This is a genomic window from Citrobacter sp. CK206 (assembly GCF_030333125.1).
GTDB lineage: Bacteria > Pseudomonadota > Gammaproteobacteria > Enterobacterales > Enterobacteriaceae > Citrobacter_B > Citrobacter_B koseri.
The window spans coordinates 517,756-540,535 of sequence record NZ_JAOWGM010000030.1 but is presented as its reverse complement, the minus strand read 5'-3'; the positions used below and the strand labels follow the sequence as shown (position 1 = coordinate 540,535).

20 protein-coding genes and 1 riboswitch are annotated in these 22,780 nt (G+C 52.3%); of the genes, 14 read left to right on the top strand and 6 right to left on the bottom strand.

The window, feature by feature from the left end; genetic code table 11:
* Positions 1–134 precede the first annotated feature (134 nt).
* The 10 genes from prs (at position 135) to OGX81_RS19720 (ending at position 10,224) form a co-directional block, all read left to right on the top strand.
* Positions 135–1,082 (top strand): ribose-phosphate diphosphokinase, encoded by a 948-nt coding sequence (gene prs, locus OGX81_RS19765; protein ID WP_001518537.1) that lies wholly within the window; start codon positions 135–137, stop codon positions 1,080–1,082.
* 124 nt (positions 1,083–1,206) lie between these two features.
* A complete protein-coding gene (gene dauA / locus OGX81_RS19760; RefSeq protein ID WP_024130291.1) occupies positions 1,207–2,886 on the top strand; it encodes a C4-dicarboxylic acid transporter DauA in 1,680 nt (559 codons plus the stop codon).
* Positions 2,887–2,999: 113 nt separating this feature from the next.
* A complete protein-coding gene (locus OGX81_RS19755) occupies positions 3,000–3,560 on the top strand; it encodes a GNAT family N-acetyltransferase (RefSeq protein ID WP_012132153.1) in 561 nt (186 codons plus the stop codon).
* 200 nt (positions 3,561–3,760) lie between these two features.
* Positions 3,761–3,986, top strand: a riboswitch (cobalamin riboswitch).
* A gap of 199 nt (positions 3,987–4,185) precedes the next feature.
* Positions 4,186–5,235, top strand: coding sequence for an ABC transporter substrate-binding protein (locus OGX81_RS19750; RefSeq protein WP_024130290.1), 1,050 nt, complete (start codon positions 4,186–4,188; stop codon positions 5,233–5,235).
* A gap of 66 nt (positions 5,236–5,301) precedes the next feature.
* Positions 5,302–6,366, top strand: coding sequence for a FecCD family ABC transporter permease (locus tag OGX81_RS19745; protein WP_024130289.1), 1,065 nt, complete (start codon positions 5,302–5,304; stop codon positions 6,364–6,366).
* Positions 6,363–7,184 carry an ABC transporter ATP-binding protein gene (locus OGX81_RS19740; protein ID WP_012132149.1) on the top strand — a complete coding sequence of 274 codons (822 nt, stop codon included), beginning with the start codon at positions 6,363–6,365 and terminating at the stop codon, positions 7,182–7,184. Before OGX81_RS19745 ends, OGX81_RS19740 begins: the two co-directional genes overlap by 4 nt.
* Before the next feature lie 18 nt (positions 7,185–7,202).
* Positions 7,203–7,643, top strand: coding sequence for a pseudoazurin (locus OGX81_RS19735; RefSeq protein WP_012132148.1), 441 nt, complete (start codon positions 7,203–7,205; stop codon positions 7,641–7,643).
* A 31-nt stretch (positions 7,644–7,674) separates the two neighbouring features.
* Positions 7,675–8,226, top strand: a complete 552-nt coding sequence (gene petA / locus OGX81_RS19730; protein WP_012132147.1) for a ubiquinol-cytochrome c reductase iron-sulfur subunit — start codon at positions 7,675–7,677, stop codon at positions 8,224–8,226.
* A gap of 1 nt (position 8,227) precedes the next feature.
* A complete protein-coding gene (locus OGX81_RS19725) occupies positions 8,228–9,400 on the top strand; it encodes a cytochrome b (protein ID WP_104868598.1) in 1,173 nt (390 codons plus the stop codon).
* Between the two features lie 5 nt (positions 9,401–9,405).
* Positions 9,406–10,224: a cytochrome c1 gene (locus OGX81_RS19720; RefSeq protein WP_104868597.1), complete on the top strand. Its 819-nt coding sequence runs from the start codon at positions 9,406–9,408 to the stop codon at positions 10,222–10,224.
* A 51-nt stretch (positions 10,225–10,275) separates the two neighbouring features.
* On the opposite strand, the gene ychH is transcribed toward OGX81_RS19720, so the two are convergent.
* Positions 10,276–10,554, bottom strand: coding sequence for a stress-induced protein YchH (gene ychH / locus OGX81_RS19715; RefSeq protein WP_012132144.1), 279 nt, complete (start codon positions 10,552–10,554; stop codon positions 10,276–10,278).
* A 275-nt stretch (positions 10,555–10,829) separates the two neighbouring features.
* Here ychH and pth point away from each other — a divergent pair, with 275 nt between their 5' ends.
* The gene (gene pth / locus OGX81_RS19710; protein ID WP_012132143.1) at positions 10,830–11,414 is read left to right on the top strand and encodes an aminoacyl-tRNA hydrolase; all 585 of its coding nucleotides are present in this window, start codon (positions 10,830–10,832) and stop codon (positions 11,412–11,414) included.
* 116 nt (positions 11,415–11,530) lie between these two features.
* Positions 11,531–12,622 carry a redox-regulated ATPase YchF gene (gene ychF, locus OGX81_RS19705; protein ID WP_012132142.1) on the top strand — a complete coding sequence of 364 codons (1,092 nt, stop codon included), beginning with the start codon at positions 11,531–11,533 and terminating at the stop codon, positions 12,620–12,622.
* A gap of 259 nt (positions 12,623–12,881) precedes the next feature.
* Here the strand turns inward: ychF and OGX81_RS19700 are convergent, their stop codons facing one another.
* Positions 12,882–13,862 (bottom strand): Shedu immune nuclease family protein, encoded by a 981-nt coding sequence (locus tag OGX81_RS19700; RefSeq protein ID WP_104868596.1) that lies wholly within the window; start codon positions 13,860–13,862, stop codon positions 12,882–12,884.
* Positions 13,863–14,219: 357 nt separating this feature from the next.
* On the opposite strand from OGX81_RS19700, the gene OGX81_RS19695 reads away from it, so the two are divergent.
* Positions 14,220–15,137: a hypothetical protein gene (locus OGX81_RS19695; RefSeq protein WP_071258468.1), complete on the top strand. Its 918-nt coding sequence runs from the start codon at positions 14,220–14,222 to the stop codon at positions 15,135–15,137.
* Between the two features lie 298 nt (positions 15,138–15,435).
* Here OGX81_RS19695 and ybtS read toward each other — a convergent pair whose 3' ends face one another.
* From ybtS to ybtP, 4 genes are read right to left on the bottom strand one after another with little or no spacing between them, the layout of a single operon-like run.
* On the bottom strand, positions 15,436–16,752 hold the full coding sequence (ybtS, locus tag OGX81_RS19690) for a yersiniabactin biosynthesis salicylate synthase Irp9/YbtS (RefSeq protein ID WP_104868595.1): 1,317 nt from the start codon (positions 16,750–16,752) through the stop codon (positions 15,436–15,438).
* A gap of 27 nt (positions 16,753–16,779) precedes the next feature.
* The gene (gene ybtX, locus OGX81_RS19685; protein ID WP_104868594.1) at positions 16,780–18,060 is read right to left on the bottom strand and encodes a yersiniabactin-associated zinc MFS transporter YbtX; all 1,281 of its coding nucleotides are present in this window, start codon (positions 18,058–18,060) and stop codon (positions 16,780–16,782) included.
* Positions 18,053–19,855, bottom strand: a complete 1,803-nt coding sequence (gene ybtQ, locus OGX81_RS19680) for a yersiniabactin ABC transporter ATP-binding/permease protein YbtQ (RefSeq protein WP_104868593.1) — start codon at positions 19,853–19,855, stop codon at positions 18,053–18,055. The genes ybtX and ybtQ overlap by 8 nt, the downstream gene beginning before the upstream one ends.
* Positions 19,842–21,554, bottom strand: a complete 1,713-nt coding sequence (ybtP, locus tag OGX81_RS19675; protein WP_181397038.1) for a yersiniabactin ABC transporter ATP-binding/permease protein YbtP — start codon at positions 21,552–21,554, stop codon at positions 19,842–19,844. Before ybtP ends, ybtQ begins: the two co-directional genes overlap by 14 nt.
* A gap of 256 nt (positions 21,555–21,810) precedes the next feature.
* On the opposite strand from ybtP, the gene ybtA reads away from it, so the two are divergent.
* Positions 21,811–22,770, top strand: a complete 960-nt coding sequence (gene ybtA / locus OGX81_RS19670) for a yersiniabactin transcriptional regulator YbtA (RefSeq protein WP_104868591.1) — start codon at positions 21,811–21,813, stop codon at positions 22,768–22,770.
* Positions 22,771–22,780: the final 10 nt, after the last annotated feature.

Below are 22,780 nucleotides of genomic sequence, written 5' to 3'. Positions count from 1 at the left end.
TTCGGTGACAACGTCACCCTGTTCCAGACGTTGCATCGCGCTCTTTAATACACCGCCTGGATAGGATATTGCCTGGCCCGCACAGTTTTCGGCAGATTCTATCCACCAATGGACGCATGCCTGAGGTTCTTCTCGTGCCTGATATGAAGCTTTTTGCTGGTAACGCCACCCCGGAACTAGCACAACGTATTGCCAACCGCCTGTACACTTCTCTCGGCGACGCCGCTGTAGGTCGCTTTAGCGACGGCGAAGTCAGCGTACAAATTAACGAAAATGTACGCGGTGGTGATATTTTCATCATCCAGTCCACTTGTGCCCCTACTAACGACAACCTGATGGAATTGGTTGTTATGGTCGATGCGCTGCGCCGTGCTTCCGCAGGCCGTATCACCGCCGTTATCCCTTACTTTGGCTATGCGCGTCAGGACCGTCGTGTACGTTCCGCTCGTGTACCGATTACCGCAAAAGTCGTCGCTGACTTCCTGTCCAGCGTTGGCGTTGACCGCGTTCTCACCGTTGACCTGCATGCTGAACAGATCCAGGGCTTCTTTGACGTTCCGGTTGATAACGTATTCGGTAGCCCAATTCTGTTAGAAGATATGCTGCAACTGAACCTGGATAACCCGATTGTGGTTTCTCCAGATATCGGTGGCGTTGTGCGTGCCCGCGCTATCGCTAAGCTGCTGAACGATACCGATATGGCGATCATCGACAAACGTCGTCCGCGCGCTAACGTTTCTCAGGTGATGCACATCATCGGTGACGTTGCCGGCCGCGACTGCGTACTGGTTGATGATATGATCGATACCGGTGGTACGCTGTGCAAAGCAGCAGAAGCACTGAAAGAACGTGGTGCCAAACGCGTATTCGCCTACGCGACTCACCCGATTTTCTCAGGCAATGCGGCAAACAACCTGCGCAATTCGGTGATTGATGAAGTCGTTGTCTGTGACACCATTCCACTGACCGACGAAATTAAAGCACTGCCGAACGTGCGCACGTTGACACTGTCGGGTATGCTGGCCGAAGCGATTCGTCGTATCAGCAACGAAGAATCCATTTCAGCTATGTTCGAACACTAATCGAACCCGGCTAAAAAACCCGCTGCGGCGGGTTTTTTTGTCTGTAACTCTTATTTGTATGACCAATGCCTCCTTCACCTGCCATTTAGTTGACAGATGATGCGCTCATGGATGAAACATTATTGTGAACAGAATATTTTCCTCACATGTGATGCCTTTCCGCGCCCTCATCGACGCTTGCTGGAAAGAAAAATATACCGCCTCACGGTTCACCCGTGATGTGATTGCCGGGGTAACCGTCGGGATCATCGCTATCCCGCTGGCGATGGCGCTGGCAATTGGCAGTGGTGTTGCACCGCAGTACGGTCTTTATACGTCCGCTGTGGCGGGGATTGTTATTGCCTTAACCGGCGGGTCACGCTTCAGCGTCTCCGGCCCGACCGCCGCATTTGTCGTTATTCTCTACCCGGTATCGCAACAATTCGGGCTGGCAGGTCTGCTGGTCGCCACCCTCATGTCCGGGGTGTTCCTGATCCTCTTCGGCCTCGCGCGTTTTGGCCGTCTGATCGAATACATTCCCGTATCGGTCACGTTAGGTTTTACATCAGGGATCGGCATCACCATCGGGACAATGCAGATTAAAGATTTTCTCGGTCTGCAAATGGCCCATGTGCCGGAGCATTACCTACAAAAAGTCGGGGCGCTGGTTATGGCGTTGCCGACCATTAATCCGGGCGATGCCGCTATTGGCGTGGTGACACTCGGTATGCTGATTTTCTGGCCGCGTCTGGGGATTCGTCTGCCGGGCCATCTTCCGGCGCTGCTGGCGGGCTGCGCCGTTATGGCCGTGGTTAATCTGCTGGGTGGCCATGTGGCGACGATTGGTTCACAGTTCCACTATGTGCTGGCCGATGGTTCGCAGGGCAACGGCATTCCTCAGCTGCTGCCGCAGCTGGTGCTGCCGTGGAATCTCCCGGATTCAGATTTCACGCTAAGCTGGGATTCATTGCGGGCGTTATTGCCAGCCGCTTTCTCGATGGCGATGCTGGGGGCGATTGAATCCCTGCTGTGCGCGGTCGTGCTCGACGGCATGACGGGCACCAAACACAAAGCAAACAGCGAACTGATCGGCCAGGGGCTGGGGAATATCGTGGCGCCGTTCTTTGGCGGGATCACCGCGACGGCGGCGATCGCCCGTTCTGCGGCAAACGTGCGCGCAGGCGCGACCTCGCCCATTTCCGCCGTTATCCACGCAATTCTGGTCATCCTCGCCCTCCTCGCGTTGGCTCCCCTGTTGTCATGGCTGCCGCTTTCCGCCATGGCCGCGCTGCTGCTGATGGTTGCGTGGAACATGAGTGAAGCCCACAAGGTGGTCGATTTACTGCGACATGCGCCCAAAGATGACATCATCGTGATGATGATGTGTATGTCGCTGACGGTGCTCTTCGATATGGTGATTGCGATCAGCGTCGGGATTGTCCTGGCTTCCCTGCTGTTTATGCGCCGTATTGCCCGTATGACGCGCCTCGCGGCGGTAAACATCACGGTTCCCGATGATGTGCTGGTATTACGCGTTATCGGGCCGCTCTTTTTCGCCGCCGCGGAAGGGTTATTTACCGACCTCGAATCACGCATTGAGGGTAAACGCATTGTGGTGCTGAAGTGGGACGCCGTTCCGGTACTGGATGCCGGTGGTCTGGACGCCTTCCAGCGCTTTGTGAAGCGTTTGCCGGAAGGTTGTGAACTGCGCGTCAGTAACGTGGAATTCCAGCCGCTGCGTACCATGGCCCGCGCCGGTATCAAACCCATTCCGGGTCGTCTGGCATTCTTCCCGAACAAAGATGCCGCGCTGGCGGATATCTAATCCCGACTGCCGGTCTGTATCTCAACAGACCGGCAAGTTTTCTTATTGAAAACTGGTTTTCTGCGTCTGGCTTGTTATTATCGTTTTCCTGATATTTGTTAGCGATAACCGATATGAAACCAACCTCTCCGTTTGTTTTTCGTGAAATAACGCGGGACGATATTCCTGCCGTACAGTCCTTTATTATTCGGCATCTTAATCTTTATTTTAATGCCGGAAGAGCATTACCCACTGCGAGTGACGACGTATTCGACCTCCAGGGAAATTATCTTGAGCGGGAAAGAAACCAATTGTTCGGCGTCTGGAATGAACAACAGCAGATAATTGGGACGCTGGCGATATGTCAGTACGATGACAGAATAGAGATGTTGCACGGTCGTTATAATTTACCGGAGACAGCTGAGATTTGTCGCTGCTATGTCGATCAGCATTATCGCAGGCAAGGTATTGGCAGCCAACTGGTCTCGCTGGCTGAACAATTTTGCGAGCAGCAACACTATAAAATATTATATTTGCACACCCATCATTTTTTACCCGGCGGGTATCAATTCTGGCGGCGAAATCTGTTTAACGTCTTCATGGATGTGGGCGACGAGTGGCAGATCGTGCATATGGAAAAACCGTGTAAATATATTGTTACCAGCGACAATATTGATAACATTCACTGTTTATAATAACGCCTTCTTTCTCATCGCGATTAATTGATCAACGTCAATCAATTCTCATTTGCCTTTCCGTTATTACTTGCGGTTGCAATAATCACCACTCCAACAAAAACACAACCATTTGAATTTAAATTAATTAATATAAAAATCACCATAAAGTATGATGTTTTTGTTCTTTTTTCATACGGTTGACGAGGTTATTGATTGCCGATACAGTCGCCAGTGACAGTATTCATAACACAGCCGTTGTTTTGAAAGGAATATGGTGCGGATTATTTTAATCTCATTCCATAGCTGCCCCCGCAACTGTAGGCGGATACCGAATATCTGCGTGTGGTTATTGTAACCACCGGTCACTGTAAAGATTTGCTTTATGGGAAGGCCGATATTCTGATTACCGTGAGCCAGGAGACCTGCTGTCAGGGTTGTACACATTGAGTGGACGGGATGGTCCATGGGATGATTTATTTGGCATAAATACCATTATGAATTGATGAGCCTATTCCTGCTGAGATTTTGCATTCTCATAATTTCATCATTCAATGTCATCTATCGTCATGTACCTGTCCCGATATATGGAACCAAATAAACCATGACCAGACGTTCAGATTCTGGCATGTACAGGACGATAACAATGTACGCAGACTTTACTTTACCTCATAAAAAATACCTTCTGGCTGTGGCTGGCGCAGCGTTATTATTCACATCAGGATTGACTCATGCGGCAAAAACAGTCTATCCGTTGACGATTAAAAACTGCGGCCGTGATATTACCTTCAATAAAGCCCCGGAACGCGTTGCCACGGTCGGGCAAAACAGCACTGAAATTCTTTATTCCCTGGGACTGGCCGAGCGCGTTGTCGGCACATCGCTGTGGTTCGGCCCCGTCCCGGATGCTTACAAAGCGGCAAATGAAAAAGTGGCCGTGATTGCGCAGAACATCCCCAGCTTTGAAGGCATTATTGCCAAAAAACCGGATTTGGTCGCCAGTCAGTTTGAATGGCAAATTGGGCCTGCCGGAACCGTCGCCTCTTACGAGCAGTTTAGCGAGTTGAACGTGCCGGTATATACCGCGCCTGCGGACTGCGCTAAAGACAACGAAGACGGTGGCGACGGTGTACGTAAAGGCATGTTTGATATTGCTATGGTTTATCAGGAAGTCTCCGATCTGGCGAAAATTTTTGACGTGCAGGACAAAGGCGATGAATTGATCGCCAGTCTGAAGGCCCGTGAAGCTGCCGCCAAAGACAAAATTGCCGGAATGGATAAAAACGTCTCCGCCGTATTCTGGTTTTCCAGCGCCGATCTGCAACTGGACCCCTATGTGGCCGGGAAATTTGGCCCTGCCGCATGGATCGCCCAGACGCTGGGGGTGAAAAATGTGATTGATTCTGCTGAAGAGTGGCCAACCGTTGGCTGGGAAACCATCGCGAAAGCCAGCCCGTCCGTCATTGTTCTCGGTGAAATGAGCCGTCGTCGTTTCCCGGCAGATGACTGGCAGGTCAAACTGGAATATCTCAAGTCCGACCCCGTGACTAAACTCATCCCCGCCGTGAAGGAGAACCATCTGCCGGTGGTGGATGTGCAAACAATGAACGCCGGCATCAGAACGATAGATGGCGTCGAGAAACTCGCAGATGCGTTGGTTGAATACGGTCTGGCACATCCGAAAACGGCTCAATAATCTTTATGTCGCGCTATGTCTTACCGGGCATAGCGCGCCTCTGGTATTCAGAATTGCAGGTAGATGATGAGCGAAACTCGCAGGACGCGTCGCGCTGTCGGCCAGTTAACGATAAGAATCGGGGGACACGCCCTTTGGGTCAGCGTGCTGATGTGCTGCGTTCTATTGGCGGGGATCTCCATTGGCGAGACGTTTATCCCCTGGCAGCATGTTATCCATACGCTTTCTAACCAGTTCTTTGATACGCGCTATGCCGTTGATGCGCTGGATGCGGGCATTATCTGGAACTATCGCCTGACGCGGGCGTTGGTTTCTGCCTGTTGTGGCGCGTGTCTGGCGGTTTCCGGCGTCGTATTGCAGTCATTGCTACGAAACGCGCTGGCAGAGCCTTATCTACTGGGGATCTCTGCCGGCGCCTCGACCGGCGCTGTTCTGATCGCCTTAACAGGGCTTGGCGCTGGGATCGTCAGCATGTCGCTCGGGGCTTTTATTGGGGCGTTAACGGCTTTTCTTTTCGTGGCGTTACTGGCGATCGCCGCCGGGGGGAGACAGGGAAGCGCCACCACGCAAATCATCCTGGCCGGGATCGCCAGTTCACAGTTATTTAATGCCCTCACCTCGCTAATCATCACTCGCTCAGCGAATGCAGAACAGGCTCGTGGGATTATGTTCTGGCTGCTGGGCAATCTGAGCGGCGTTCGCTGGCCAGATGTCGTTTTGGCCGTCCCTACCGCGCTGGTCGGTGTGGCGTTATGTTTTTGTTACGCCCGTCATCTGGATGCGTTTTCGTTTGGCGCAGAGTCCGCAGCGTCACTTGGCATCCCGGTAAAACGCACGCGCGGAGTCCTGATTGCCGCCGTTACCGGTATGACGGCAATTATGGTCTCCATTGTCGGGGCGATTGGTTTTGTCGGCCTGGTGATCCCCCATGCCGCCCGCCTGCTGGTGGGTAATCAACACCATCGATTGCTGCCGGTCAGCGCCATGATCGGCGCCATTTTTCTCATTATCGCCGACGTAATCTCCAGAACATTACTTCCCGGGCAGGTGTTACCCATCGGGGTGATTACGGCGCTTGTAGGCGCACCTGCGTTTTCCATCATTTTGATCAGAGGAAACCAGACAAAATGACGGTAAATTCTGCTCTCACCGCTCCACGCTATCCTTCTGCAACAGTCCGAAGCCTGGTGCAGGCGCAGCAACTGTACTGGGAAGTGAAAGGCAAAGCCATCGTCAGCGACGTCTCTTTTCACGTCGCGCCCGGTGAGTTTGTCGGCATTATCGGCCCCAATGGCTCAGGCAAAACATCACTGATCTCATTGCTTGCCGGTTTACTGAAACCCTCGTCAGGCAGCGTAACGCTGGAGAATAAAAATATTCGCCATTACTCACGCCGCCATTTAGCGCAAAAAGTGGCGCTGGTGGAACAACAAGCGGAAACCAGTGAACGTCTCACCGCATTGCAGGCTGTCTCTCTGGGGCGCACCCCGTGGTTGAGTCTGCTCTCGCCCTGGTCTAAACAAGATGACGATATTGTCCAGACCATGCTGGAGAAGGTAGATCTACAGCGCGTACAAAATCGCTGCTGGAATACCTTTTCTGGCGGGGAAAAACAGCGTTTGCATATCGCCCGGGCCCTGGCGCAGCAGCCGAAAGTGCTGCTGATGGATGAACCCACGAACCATCTCGACATTCAACATCAGATAGGCCTGCTTAATCTGGTGAAACGCCAGAAGCTCACCGTCATTGCGGCTCTGCACGACCTGAACCATGCCGCCATGTTCTGCGACCGCATTCTCGTAATGAAAGCGGGTCAACTGGCAATGCAGGGCAGCCCTGCAACCATTTTTACGCCTGAAAACCTCAGCCAGTGGTTTGGCATTAATGCCATCGTTGAGCAGGCGCCGGATGGATTGAGTTGCTTCATCCGCTACCAACGACCGGAATAAACACCTAAGGGAGAACCCATGAAATTGATTAAGCAAAGCCTGAGCATGTTATGTCTGTTAGCGCTGACCACCACGGCTTTCGCTCAGACCCACGAAGTGCTGATGAAAAACAGAGGCGCGGGCGGCCCGATGGTATATGAACCTGATTATCTGGCGATTCAGCCAGGCGACACCGTGAAGTTTATTCGCAAGCATAAGAGCCATAACGCTGCGTCAATCGCAGAGCTTTCGCCAGCAGGCTACCCCGGATTTGTCGGCAAGATTGATGAGGAAATTGAGGTCAAGTACGACAAACCTGGATTTTACGGTATTAAATGCACCCCGCATTACGCGCAAGGGATGGTGATGCTCATTAAAGTGGGTGATGCAACCCTGCCTGACAGCTATCGAACCTTTAAGGCGCCGGGGATCGCGGATAAGCGTTTCCAGGACATTTATACACGCATTGAGAAACAGTAATCCAGATACGCGAAAATGGTGGGGGCGCACGGTGGCGGATAAAAAACAGGGCAATGAAGATGTTCAGGTACAGCGGCGAGAATGCCTGTGTAAACTCACAAAATTTGTCGGGGCTGCGGGTGTCACCGCCGCCGTCTGGCCGCTCATCTCCGCACTGGGGCCGGATGATAAAACCGTAGCAGAAAACGAACCTGTCGATGTCTCTCTCGCCGGGGTTGCCGTCGGCCAGACGGTGAAAAGAGTCTGGCAGGGAAAACTTATCCTTATTCATCACCGTACCCCGGAGGAAATTCGCTCAGCGCAGCAGGCGGATGTCCATCGTTTTATCGATCCGCAGGCTGACGGCGAACGTATCAAGACAGAGTATCCGCAGTGGCTGGTCATTCAAGGTTACTGCCCCCACGCAGGCTGTGTGCCCAATGCCAAACCCGGAGGACAAGGCTGGGTATGCCCTTGTCATGGCTCGGAGTTTGACACTTCAGGGCGCGTCACGCGGGGGCCCGCTACGGCGAATCTCGCAATCCCCGATTACGCGTTTCATCCCGATGGCCTGACTGTGCGTATCGGCGCGAAGGAAGTCTGAAATGGCGGCAGAACATCTATCCATACCCCGACGAGAACGAGTGTGGCGTATTCCCTTCCCTCGTACGGTCGCAGGCGTCTGGGTTTTTGCCGTCGGGATCATTCTGCTGGTGATGCTCGGAGTACAAATCCTTTCTGGTCTCGTTCTGGCGATGTTTTATGTACCCACGGAAGGGCTGGCCTTTGATTCAATCATTCATATTATGCGATCCGTGAGACACGGCGAACTGGTGCGCAACGCGCATTCTATTGGCGCATCGCTATTTTTCTTCGCCTGTTACCTGCACATCTTCCGCGCCATGTATTACAACGTGTACCGAAAGCCTTATCTCAAAATGTGGATGATAAGCGTGACGTTATACGTGTTACTGATGATCACCGCATTTCTGGGATATAGCCTGATTTGGGGGCAAAAAAGCTACTGGGCCGCCACCGTTATTACCGGATTCACTCGTGCGATCCCGTGGGTGGGAGATACGTTGTATTCGTTTTTAGTCGGCGGGTATGCTCCAGGAACCCCCACATTAGGCCGGTTTTATGTGCTTCATTTTATTATTCCCTTCGTCATTGTCGGGGGAACGATATGGCATATCCGCACCGTACAGTCCGCATTTGCGCAGGCAATGAAAAAGACATTTACGCAGAGCGAGTCCCGGAAACTGTTTTTCGATTATAAAATCACCGACAGTGATGCCATCAAGCTCACTCTTTTCATGATGCTGTTCGCCTGGTTTTTATTCTTTGCCCCGCACTATCTCAGCAGCGCCGACAATTTTATCCCGGCAGATCCCACCGTAACGCCCGCTGTCGTGGCGCCTGAGTGGTATTTTTTGCCGTTCTTTTCCATTTTGCGCTGCTTCCCAAACGAACTTCTCGGGATAGCCGCCATGTGTGCTTCAGTGCTGATTTTTTATTTTCTCCCCTGGCTCGACACTTCACGTGCCCGCTTTCGCAATTACAGCAAGCTCGTTAAATGTGGTTTTTGGCTCTGGGTTGCTAATGCATTCTTTTTAGGATGGCTGGGTTCAAAAGCGCTGGTCGGCCCCGACCTGCCTGACGGTTTCAGTAATGAAGAGGGCTGGATACGCGCGGCATCGCAACTTTCAACGCTGGTTTACTTCGGATGGTTTGTCATCGTACTGCCCTGCCGACGTTTTCTGGAAAAGCAGGATTAACCGCCATGAAGGGATTAGTGAGATATAGCGTTTTATGGCTGTGCATTCTGGGCGCCAGCGCTGTCTGTGCGCAAGAGACGCCACCTCGCCAGGCGTGGAGTTTTAGCGGCATAACGGGCCACTATGATAAAGAACAACTGCAGCGCGGTTTACAGGTCTACGAAGAGAAATGCCGCGCCTGCCACGGGATGGTTCATCTTAATTTTCGCACCCTGACAAAGCCAGGCGGGCCCGAACTCTCGCTCACAGAGGCAAAGCGTCTTGCCAGCGGCTACGTCTTTCCCGACATTCAGGATGATGGTCAAACTGGCGAGCGGGAAGGTAATCTCAATGATACGTTTGTCTCGCCCTACCTTAACGATCAGGAAGCAAGATATCTTAATAATGGCGCCCTTCCCGTCGATTTAACCTATATCGTTCGCGCCAGAACGTACGACCGGGGGTTCCCGCAATTTCTGTTCGATGCCTTCTTGCCCTATACCGATCAGGGGGCGGATTACGTCTATGCCTTGTTGACAGGTTATCTGCCTGACGACCCGGAAATGAAGGCAAACCGATACGCTCCCGGCGGCATAATTAACATGCCGAAGCCGTTGTCTGATGGGGAGATCAACTGGTCAGAAAAGGACGATATACCAGAAACCGAAGAGCAGTACGCGCGGGACGTTACGGCTTTTCTGGCATGGGCTGCCGATCCGGCGCTTGAACAGCGAAAGCATCAGGGCCATTACGTAATGAGTTATCTGGTCATTATGCTGGCATTGCTGCTGATTTTGCGCCGATTAAAGAGACGCTCGTCAGAAAAAACGAGTGAGAGTGGTTAAGACAATGACCAGTCAGTCCAACGCTGACTGGTCTTCAACCGACGCGATACCTTAGCTGTGACGGCGATTGTCGTTACGGCGGCAGCGTTTGTCGTAGTGGCGAACCCACCAGTAACGATCGCTCACCTGCTCATGCCCACCTACGCGGGCGCCTGCCAGCCAGAGAATGGCACCAACAAAGATGCTCAGCACCGCACCATGTGCAAAAAATTGTGGCAGGTTAAACTGCGGTAACTGGTTTAAAATAGAATAACCAACACCAACCACCATGACCACTAACCCCAACCCCATGAGCACGTTACCGAGTAACGAAGCGTTTTTGCGTTTCATATGTCACCTCCGGAACTTTTGGGTTGTTTCAGGGAATACCCCTAATCCTTATGTGTAAAGTATAGACAACACTGTGCTTTATGAGTGCGTGGGCGATCACAATTACAACCTGTTATTCAACAAAACTTTACAAATAACCCTCTGAACAGCTTGACTTTCCAATAGTTCAAACAGGCAATTATTCAGCTTCCGGCACAATCCACGCTGTTTTTTGTCAAGCGCGGCCGCAGACAGTAAACTACGCGCCAGTTATGGACACACTCAGGACAAAAAACGTGACGATTAAATTGATTGTCGGCCTGGCGAACCCCGGCGCAGAATACGCGGCGACACGCCATAATGCGGGCGCATGGTACGTCGATTTACTGGCAGAGCGACTACGCGCGCCTCTGCGTGAAGAGCCGAAATTCTTCGGTTACACCTCCAGAGTGACCCTCGAAGGGGAAGATGTTCGCCTGCTGGTGCCGACCACGTTTATGAATCTGAGCGGTAAAGCCGTCGGCGCGATGGCCAGTTTTTACCGCATCATGCCCGATGAGATTCTGGTTGCCCACGACGAACTGGATCTCCCCCCTGGCGTCGCGAAATTTAAGTTAGGCGGCGGACACGGTGGTCATAATGGCCTGAAAGATATCATCAACAAACTGGGTAATAACCCTAACTTTCATCGCTTACGTGTCGGAATTGGTCATCCGGGCGATAAAAATAAAGTTGTCGGTTTTGTTCTGGGTAAACCGCCAGTGTCGGAACAAAAGTTAATTGACGACGCCATTGACGAAGCGGCACGTTGTACTGAAGTCTGGTTCAAAGAAGGGTTAACCAAAGCGACGAACCGATTACATGCCTTTAAAGCACAATAAGCAGTGATGTGCGGCATTTTTGCCGCGCGCTGTGTATAATAGGCAAAGTTGTTTACTTTTCTACAATCTGTTTTCTGCAACAGGTTGATTATCAAGATATTAAGGTGATTTAAATCATGGGATTCAAATGCGGTATCGTTGGTTTGCCCAACGTCGGGAAATCCACCCTGTTCAACGCCCTGACTAAAGCCGGTATTGAAGCGGCAAACTTCCCGTTCTGCACCATCGAGCCAAATACCGGTGTAGTGCCGATGCCCGATCCGCGTCTGGACAAACTGGCTGAGATTGTCAAGCCGCAGCGCATTCTCCCTACCACCATGGAGTTCGTCGACATTGCCGGTCTGGTAAAAGGCGCGTCGAAAGGCGAAGGCCTGGGTAACCAGTTCCTGACAAACATCCGTGAAACCGAAGCGATTGGTCACGTAGTACGCTGCTTTGAAAACGACAACATCATCCACGTTGCGGGGAAAGTAAACCCGGCGGAAGATATTGACGTTATCAACACCGAGCTGGCGCTGTCCGACCTTGATACCTGTGAACGCGCCATTCACCGCGTGCAGAAGAAAGCCAAAGGCGGCGATAAGGACGCGAAAGCTGAGCTGGCCGCGCTGGAAAAATGCCTGCCGCACCTGGAAAACGCCGGCATGCTGCGCTCACTGGATCTGACAGACGAAGATAAAGCGGCGATCCGCTATCTGAGCTTCCTGACGCTGAAGCCGACCATGTATATCGCTAACGTCAACGAAGATGGCTTCGAAAATAACCCGTACCTGGATCAGGTTCGCGCCATTGCCGATGCAGAAGGCTCTGTCGTGGTTCCGGTTTGTGCCGCTATCGAGGCCGACATCGCAGAACTCGACGATGCTGACCGTGACGAGTTTATGGCTGAGCTGGGTATTGAAGAACCGGGTCTCAACCGCGTAATTCGCGCTGGCTACAAGCTGCTGAATCTGCAAACTTATTTTACCGCTGGTGTGAAAGAAGTACGCGCGTGGACGATTCCTGTCGGCGCAACCGCACCGCAGGCTGCGGGTAAAATTCACACCGATTTTGAGAAAGGCTTTATTCGTGCACAGACCATCGCTTTCGACGACTTCATCACGTACAAAGGTGAACAAGGCGCGAAAGAAGCCGGTAAGATGCGTGCGGAAGGCAAAGACTACATCGTTAAAGACGGCGATGTGATGAACTTCTTGTTCAACGTCTAATTGTTGCCTTATGAGGTTTCAATAAACCTCGTAAAGTCCACAAAAACCCATAAAATCCACGCAATTGCGTGGATTTTTTATTTAAAGCGTATCCGTTGATATCATGGAAGCGCGATCGGAACTGAGTATAGCGGTGGTATAATCTGAATAGCCACCCATTTTGTAGACGCCTTAAGTGGTTGTAGTTATAAATTATCCTTTGTATGAGGCTTCTTGTCCGCAATGACAGGCGGAAGTCGGCTAAAAACGATATTACATGTTATTTGATCATATCCAGAATGTCTTGAGCCTTTTGAAATAGCTCGTCATAAGTGACAATCTCAACGTTTGTCATACTATTTCTGAATAGCTCAAATGATTTGTATTGACTATTATTTTTAAGCTCCGACTCAAGTGTACCAATAACAATTAAGCATTTAGGATTGAATGCCGAAAATGAATCACCTCCGTTACCTTCACTTAGTTTGAAATATTCCTTCATTAATTGGTCTTTATAATTTAACACCTGAACAAACGCCCCAGATAGTTCTTCGCTAATTGAATAGGCATTAGTTCTATATCTTCTCCCCAGTAATATCGTCTTTGGGGTCTTTATTTCGACCAATACTATATTTCCAGTCAGCCTGCTTGCGTAGATAAAGTCGACAAGATTACCACCCGAATTGTTTATTGATTTTCCACCAACATAGCATTTACTGCCTAACTGAAACATACTTTGTGGAAATATCTGTGATAATACAGCAGGACATTTTTGTAGAAGAGTTTGCCAGAATTCCTCGGATGCATTTTCACGATTTACTTTCCAGACACCTATTGCTTCCTCTAAAGAGATTTCGACCTGCTCATCCAGCTTGACCTCTGCTACACACTTAGAGGCAGACACTATTTCTGATATTTTATTTAAATGTTCTTTCCTGGCCTTTCTTAGCCACTCAGCCGAATATATTTCCGGCTGCCTGTCAATAATCGCATGATGATTCGGGCACAACAGAAGATAGTTTTCTGTTTGAAGTAGTTGGTCTGCATTTGTAGAAGGGTTGTGTCTTGGCCCGTGAGAGTGAATGGCTTCAATCGAAGCTATTTCCCCAATAAATGATGAGTCCTGAAGCATGAGGTTTTGATCACAACCTGGAAACGAGCATCGATAGCCGCTCAATATAGCTACCTGCCGCTTCACGCTAGCGGAGAGATGACGTCTTATCTTTCTCTTAAAGGTTACTTTTTCCGCCTCAAATTCCATTAGCACAACCTCAACTTTAGCAGTGTATTTTATTTATCCTGACGCGCATCTTGCAGATGCGTACAGCATATTCGAGTATCTTTACCTGCATCATACGATTTTGTCAGTAGATTTCCACTCACCGTTTTTGAGTGAAGATTCTCCGCAACGAGCGACAACATCTGGTCGCCAGCCGCGCTCAGCCGCTGTCGACTCATCATTGCCCTTTGCACTAAACATAAATCTGCCCGAAATGGGTGTTCATGAACGGAAGCTTTACTCATCATTGACCAATAGGAAAAAGTTGATCAACCAAGTAACACAGGTAAGATATATCTAATCCGAATCATTAAGAAGCACTATGCAAGTGAGGGTCCTATGGGGATTCCAGGAAATTATTACCTTAAGGGTTATATAGATGACTCCAGGCCAGGCCACATCGAGACGCTCTTTCAGGCAACATTCTCTGGCACAGAAGAAGTCGTTGCATCCTGCCCTCTTTTACCCGAAGAAGTTTTTCTCTTGGTCGAACGGCTTTACTGGACCTCGATTGATGGCGACACGATTTATAAAAACGATGACAGCGGTACTAAATTAATTCTAAAATATCCTTTTTCACGATTTTGGGATGTTATTACAAATAACTTTGCTATAGCACAATATTCTGAACATTACGGGCTTTCTTTTCAGCTAAATTTGAGAGAGAAACTCAATCTCGATAACCTGCAATTCCCTCATTTCATCCGCATCACACTGCCGGGAAACTCGATTGGTGACGAATTTAACAAAATAAAAACACGCCCTCATCATGCTGGTATTGATCATTTCGAATGCCGCTCAGATATAATTTCTCATGCTACATATGTAGAAGGAATGTTGTACAAAATAATAATTAATAGTGGACTGTCAGTAACCGGGTCCATTGATGAAATGACATTTAATGAAAAAATAGTATTTTGCAGAAAGAACAAGCTACTTAAAATGAAACTTATTAATATAGTCTGGCTTTTGAAAAATTTAAGAAATGAGGCAGCCCATCAATTTTCCTTTGAAATTGATGATTCTTCAGAAAGTCATCTGGAAATAAAACCCGTCAGCGAAAAACTGTTAGTCGGGATAAAAGAGTTTGTTAAAACCTGCGAGAAGCGATATGGTTTGACAGCAGCTAAGATACATCGCTTTGATAATAGCTTTCGAATGCTTGCGGGAGAGCTAAATGAAGCAGCTAACCTTACCCAGGTCATTACTCTGGGAAAGCAGTTCCCGGTCGAACTATCTAGTTATTTTTACGGATAATGGAAACTACAAATTATCAACGCTAACAGAGAATTCAGAACCGAGTATGAGTCAATCTAAGATATCCGGCCATCCCCGTTGATAATGGTTAGCGAACTCCCTTCAATGTTGGCATGGTTAAATATTCGCTCAAGGGAATTGTGGTTTTTAGGGATCTGAGCTTTTGACCCATAACGTATCTTCGTGAAAGAGACACCTTTCACGAATAACAAAAATCCACGCAAAAGCGTGGATTTTTTTCATAACGCTGCACTTCACATTAATAACCAGCCGCTGACTAACGGGCAATCTCACCCGACTACCCCTGCTCTGCCGCTATTAAATAGGGCGCAATGCTCGCTAATTTCTCCCGGGTTTCCGTCAGTTCGCGTTCCGGCATAGATTGCGCGATGATTCCCGCCCCCGCCTGTATCCAGCTGCGCAGGCTGTCCTGAAATACGGAACGCAGAACTAGCGCCGCATCAAAGCGCGTATCGTCCAGCAGCAGGATTGCGCCGGAATAAAGCTCTCGCGGCGTCTTCTCAATTTGCATAATCGCGTTCAGAGCAGCATTTTTAGGGATACCTGAGGCGGTAATCGACGGAAACAGCACGGTAAACGCATCCCAGGCATCCTTGTTTTCCGCAAGCTGACCGCTCACGCCAGACCCCAGATGCTGAACGCTGCCGCGCTGGCGAACCGACATTAAATCTTCAACCACCACGCTGCCCGGCTGGCAAACGGCCTCCAGTTCAGCAATAGCTTCTTTGACCGAAAGGATATGCTCAAGCACCTCTTTACTGTCGTGCAGCAGTTCTGCCTCTTTCGCCTTATTATGCTCCGGGTTTCCCATGCGATCGCGGGTGCCCGCAAGCGGTTCAGTGACCACTTTATTGCCCGTCACTGACATCACCAGTTCCGGGCTAAAGCCCAGCGCTTCGCGTCCTTCCTGACGGAACATAAACGACCGCACAGGTGTATTTGCCTGCCGCCCGTATAACAGCGTGGCGGGCATATCAATCCGCGATGGCAGGGGAATGGCGCGCGAGACAATCACTTTGACATACTCGCCACGGCGGATCTCCGCAACGGCGCGCGCAACCTGTTGTTTATACGCCTCGCCATTGAGGGCGGTATCCACCGCCAGTGGTGCGTTCTGCGTCGTTGTACTGGCCTCTTTTACCCACTCGCACAAACGTCGGCACCCGTCGGCGGAGTCCGCATAAACGGTGACATTTCCCTTTTCAAAAATAAGTTCTTCACGGGGAACGGTTAACGTCAGCAGCGGCCACTCCCCGGCGTTAAAGGCAATCCCCCGCGCATGCGCCGCAAAGTTGAACCCAACCTGTCCATAAACCCGACGTCCTTTCACCTGAGGATGTGCCATAAAACGACGCGCGCAGTCGGCAATGGAATCCACCGCCCATTTTTGCTCCCCGGCATCATCAATAAATGTCGCCTGCGTTCCGTCGGCATTAATGTGCAGCCGTGCCTGGCACCCTTTGCCTAAATACCAACAGGGTTGGCGCTCATAGACATAACACTCTTCTTCTGCGAACTGGCGTAAAACGCCAGAAATCGTCGGCAGCCATTGTTCCTCTGGTAACGCCAGGTGTAGAAATTCACTGATTTTCATCCCTTACCTCTCTGTGTTATTCCCGGATCAATCAATTGCGCTTGTCATCAGTTCTCTTGCCGAATGCAGCCGGATATAAGCAACCCACGCCGCCAGCAACGTGAATGCCCCGGCAAACAGGAAGCAGGCAGCATAGCCAAAATGTTGAGCAACAACGCCACCGATAACGCCTGCCAGAATGGCGATTGCCGCGTCAGTACATTGAAAGAGGGTGAAGTCGACACCGGCCTGCAAAGGCGATGAAAGCGACATCAGCGTGGCGTAAAGACAGACCAGCGCGCAGGCCAGCGAAATGGACTGGACAATGACCAGACACTGGAGAATCGTCAGCAGCAGATGACCCGGCGCCATCATGAGCGTCACCACCACCGCCAGCAGCGCGATCCCCTGGACGCCATAAGCCGTCAACAGCGCTCTGCCGGGTGAGGTGTATTTCATCAGCAATCCACCGGCCAGCGTTCCTGCTATGCCCGCTGCAATATTGCCGCCGCTAAACAGCGCGCCCAACGCGGACATGCTTAACCCATGATCCAATAACAGCGGCGCCAGAAGAGGCAGCACAAACCGCATGCCTGAATTCAGCATCAATACCAGCAGTAAGCCCAGGCGCGCCTGTTTCCTCCTTAGCGCATAACTTAACGCCGGAACATGCGGGATAGTCGCTGTTCGCGTCGGCTCCGTAATGCGCCACAGCGGGAATGACAGCGCCATAATCAGCACCGCCATCATCAGCATGGCGACAGGCCAGCCGGATGCTGCCGACAGCATCAGAAACACCCCGCCACCGCACATCATTCCCAGATAGCTGCCGCCAACCTGCACGCTGTTTCCCCAGCCGTAACCCGCGCGGGTCAGTTGATCGACGCAAAAGCCGTCGCTGGCGATATCAATGGTGGAGGCGACCGTGCCTGCCACCATAAACAGAACAAATAACGCGACGATTTGCGTATCGGGAAATCCCCCTTCTCGCCCAAACCAGCCAATCGCTGCGGCAATCATCAGGATCGCCGCTAACGCGACCTGACCACGCAGGATTAACATCCGGGAACGGCGTTCCGGGCTACCGGGCGGAAGCCGCCAGCGTTCGATCCACGGCGCCCAAATAAACTTCAGCGCCCAGGGCAGCATGAACAGAGTTGTCGCACCGGCAAGCGCCAGCGATCCGCCAGCAGCGCGCACCAGCGCGGGTAAGGACTGCATAGACAGCGCCGATACCAGGCTCTGCGTCACATAGATGCCGGCAATAGCAAAAATCACCCGCCCGGCCGTCAACGTCAGCGGTTTCACATTCGACTGAACATCACTCATGCACCCACTCTCCAGACGCGGAAACCCCGTCGTCGCGCCACACGCGCGCGGCCATTTGCGCCTGCCACAGCGTCTGATAACGTCCATGATGTGAGAGCAATTGCGCATGAGTACCCTGCTCAACCACCTGTCCCTCTTCCATCACCAGAATGTTTCCGGCCCCGGCGATGGTGGATAAACGGTGAGCGATGATAATCACCGTCCGGTTGTGAACCAGGTTATCGATCGCTTTTTGCACCGCCAGCTCGCTTTCAATATCCAGCGCGGCGGTCGGTTCATCGAGAATGACGACCGGCGCGTTTTTCAATAACGCTCTGGCAATGGAAATCCGCTGGCGCTCGCCGCCCGATAGCTGGCCGCCCATCTCTCCCATTGGCGTCAGCCAGCCTTGCGGAAGACGGGAAATAAACTCAAGGCACTGCGCCGCGCGGGCGGCCTCTTCCACCTCCTGTCGCGTCGCCTGTGGGCGCGCGATACGGATATTCGCCAGCAGCGTGTCATCAAACAGCCAGACATCCTGGAAAACAACAGAAATCAGGCTATTGAGCTGTTCCGGCGTCAGGCGGCGAATATCGACGCCGCCAATAGAAATCTGCCCTTGCTGCGGATCGGCATAGCGCATTAACAGTTTAGTGACCGTGGTTTTGCCTGCGCCGGAGGCACCCACCAGCGCGCTCATACTGGCTGCCGGGAACGTCAAAGAAACATGATTAAGCGCGTGACCGTCGCCTTCTTCGTAGCGATAGCTGACGTTGTCAAAGCGGATATCGTAACGTTCCGGCATCTCGCTTTGCTCTGCGACGGGAAGCGGTGCTATCGCCATAAACTGCTCAATCCGTTGCAGGGCGCTGGCGATCAGTTCCACAACCGAGGTGTAGCTGATAAACATCGCCATCGGTTCTGCGAAGCGCATAATCATCGCGACGGCGGCAATCAAAAAGGCGAGGTTCAGAGTGCCCGTCACCACCCAGACGATCCCGGATAACACCACCACCTGTAGGCCCAACTCCACGACGCTGGCGATCAGCATCGTCGCGCCAGCGCCCTGGCGGTGAGTGCGGGTCTGTAAGTTTTCCAGCGCATTGAAATGCGCCAGCAGCGCCCGGCTTTTATCGGCATCGCTGCCGCAGGTGCGCAATACCATCATCCCCTGAGCAAATTCAACGATATCGCCGCTCAGACGCTGGTGCGCTTCTCCCAGCGTCTGCATTTGTCGCCGCATCGCCGGGCGGCGCCAGTAATAAAACGGCACCAGCAGAGGGAAGATCAGCAACATCACCAGCCCCAGCCGCCAGTCTATCCACAATGTCGCCAGAGACGCCGTCAGCGGCGTGACAATGGTGAGCAGCAAAATATTGGCTATCGCAATAACATAATTAAGGTTTTCATCCACGCTGCCCAGCAGCAAGGCGTTCATTTCGCCCGCCCTGCCGCGCTGGAGCTTCTCCAGCGGCACGCGGCGTAACTGCTCGCCAAGTCGCAGGCGCAACTCATGGGTGGCCTGCGCCAGATGACCACGGTATTCAAAGCCCAGGCCATACCAGCGTAGCGCCAGCGTCACAATCGTGGCAACGCTGAAGGCCACAGCCCAGTTAAGAAGTTGCGGCGCGTCTCCCCGTAACAGCGCATCAATGATCGGATAAAGACAGGCAAAGGCGATCCCCTGCATGAATGCCGCCAGCAACAGCGCCAGCATACTGCGCCTCAGCATCCTGGCCTGACTGCCAACGCTGGAGATAAGCTGGCGCCAGATGACGCGCCAGGCCAGGTTATCCGCAGGATTATTGTCTTTCATTTTCCACCACCTCTTCCTGTGTTCCACCCGGCACCCAATGCTGCGCCTGCTGATAGTGTTGCCAGAGCCGTTGATACAGGCCACCCTGCGCCAACAGTTGCGTATGGTTCCCTATTTCCCTGAGCTGTCCGTCGGAAAACAGCAATATCACATCGGCCTGAGTCACCATTGAAAGACGATGCGCGACCATGATGACCGTCCGGCCGCGCATGGCCGCCGCGAGCGCCTTGATAAGCGCCGCTTCGTTTTCCGGGTCAGCAAACGCCGTCGCCTCATCGAGCACCAGGATGGGGCGATCCTGCAAAAGCGCCCTGGCGATAGTGATGCGCTGCCGCTGGCCGCCGGAGAGAAATACCCCGCGTTCCCCGACTCGCGTGTTGTAACCTTCTGGCAGCGCGCTAATAAAATCATGAGCCTGCGCCACTCTGGCCGCCGCTATTACCGCCTCCAGCGGCGTATCCGGCGCGCCCAGACGAATGTTATTGGCTATCGTGTCGGCAAAAAGGAAGTTGTCCTGAAACACAAACGAGAGTTGCTTCATCAGGGTGTCCGTCTGCATATCGCGCAGATCCACGCCGCCAATACGGATATGGCCTTTGTCCGGGTCGGCGTAGCGCAGCAGCAAGCGCGCCACGGTGCTTTTTCCGGCGCCGCTTGGCCCGACCAGCGCCACAATTTGCCCGGCAGGCACATGAAAGCTCACCTCCTGCAACGCGGCGCCAGTACGCGCTTGCGGATAATGAAAGCTCACCTGCTCAAAGGTAATGCTCGCCTCTTGCGGCTGCTGGTCAGACAGCGGCAGCGATAACTCCGGCATCGCGAGAACCTGATAAATACGCTGAATGCTTAAACGCGTTTGCGCGACCAGGTTATTGAGCATCATCATTGGCATTACGGCTTCGGCCATTCCGCTGCCCAGCAGTAAAACGGCCACCCACGCGATAAAATCGAGACCGCCATAGTGCAACAGGCCGTATCCCGACCAGATCAGGACAAACAGGGTCGGGAGAGGATTCAGAATCGAGAAGGAAAAACGCGCTGAAAAACCGGCTTTGCGATACCAGGTTTTGAGCACATCGACCCACTCTTCAAGGGCGCGTTGATAGCGCAAAAAACTGGTGCTGCCGCTATCAAACGTTCTCACCACGGGCATGGCCTGCACGAACTCAATAACCGCCGCACTGACCTGCTCGCGCGCCTTATGATAACGCTGAGCCATATCTTCCGAACGCTGGCGGGCGAGCACGAGAACAACCGAGCCAAACGCCAGTACCCCCAGCGTCGCGATTGCCAGCCGCCAGTCCAGCCAGAACAAGATAACGATTGTCGCCAGCGGCATGATGATCGCGCGGGCATAGAGCGGCGTGCTGTCGGCCACAAAAATATGTAACGACTTCACGTCATCCAGCATCACTTTCGCCACTGACCCGCTGCCCATTTGCTGTAACACGCCAGGCGGAAGCTGCAATGCTTTACGGGCTAACCTGCTGCGCAGAATGTTCTCCAGATGAAAAGCCGCGTAATGAGAGGTGTTGAACGCCTGTAAGCGCAGAACAAAAGTTAAGACCACGCAGCCGATCACGCCGCCCAGCGGCCAGGCCGGAATAGCGTCAGGCGTCGCGCGAATGTCACGCAGGCTCCACGCCAGAAAAAGGAGCGCCCCCAGGCTGGTTAATGCCGCCAGCCCCGCCAGCGCCATAGCTAAAATAACCTTCCTGCGAACCGGTGTAATCACCTGCCAGAGAGGAAATCGGGACAGCGATTCAGTATTGGATGATTGAGATGACATGGGAGTAACTGAATTTCCTGATGAATTTTTACGGACGCCAAAAACGACAATTCAGGGTGGCGTTCTGAGAATTAATGTGAATAATAACCATTATCAATAACTCATCTACCCCATTCGGTTCTATTTATACCCGCATTGGTCTAAGCCACAGGGAGATAACCAGGTCATGACGGAGTCACCGCAAACGCAATCTGAAATCTCTATTCACCAGTTGGTGGTCGGGAAACCTGCAAACGATGGCAATATTCCTGCTCAGTGTGAACTGCTGCGCTGTTCGTTGCAGGAAGGTATGGATATTTTGCTCTGGAGGGGCCATTTTGCGCGGCCTGAGACGTTGCAGCTACACGACGATCTGGGCAGGATTAACTTCTCGTGCATCCTGGAAGGCACATCGCGCTTTGCGATTCAGGGACTCAGGCGCCACACCGACTGGGAGCTTGCGCGCAATCGCCATTACATTACCCATACGCCAGACTGCCGTGGCAGCGCCTCCTATTGTGGCCGATTCGAGAGCATTACCCTCTCCTTCAGCCCTGAAACCCTCGCGCTGTGGGTGCCGGATATTAGCGCGGTCATTAAGAATAAGATCGACTCCCACTGCTGTTGCCAGCAGCAGCGTTGTAATGCTGAAACCCACTTAACGGCTCAGGCCTTGCGTCACGCGCTGATGCGCATGCACGGCGGCTTCAGTCATGAACAAAAGCCGTCGACGCTATGGTTGCAGGGGCAAAGTCTGGTCATGCTCAGTCTGGTGCTGGATGAACATCGCGAAGACGCCAGTTGCCTCTCCTGCCACTTAAACCCGATGGAACGTCAGAAACTGCTGCGGGCGAAGGATCTGCTGCTGGCTGATCTGACGCAAGCACCGGGCGTCGCGGAGCTGGCCAGAGAGTCCGGTCTGAGCGTTCTCAAAATTAAGCGAGGCTTCCGCGTTCTGTTCAACAACAGCGTCTATGGCCTGTTTCAGGCTGAACGAATGCAGGAAGCCAGAAGACGCCTGGCCAACGGCAATACTTCCGTCATGACGGTGGCGGCCGATCTGGGCTATGCCAACGCCAGCCATTTTTCTGCCGCCTTCCAGAAACAGTTTGGCGTAACCCCTTCGACCTTTAAACGCGTGATGTAACCGGGGTCGC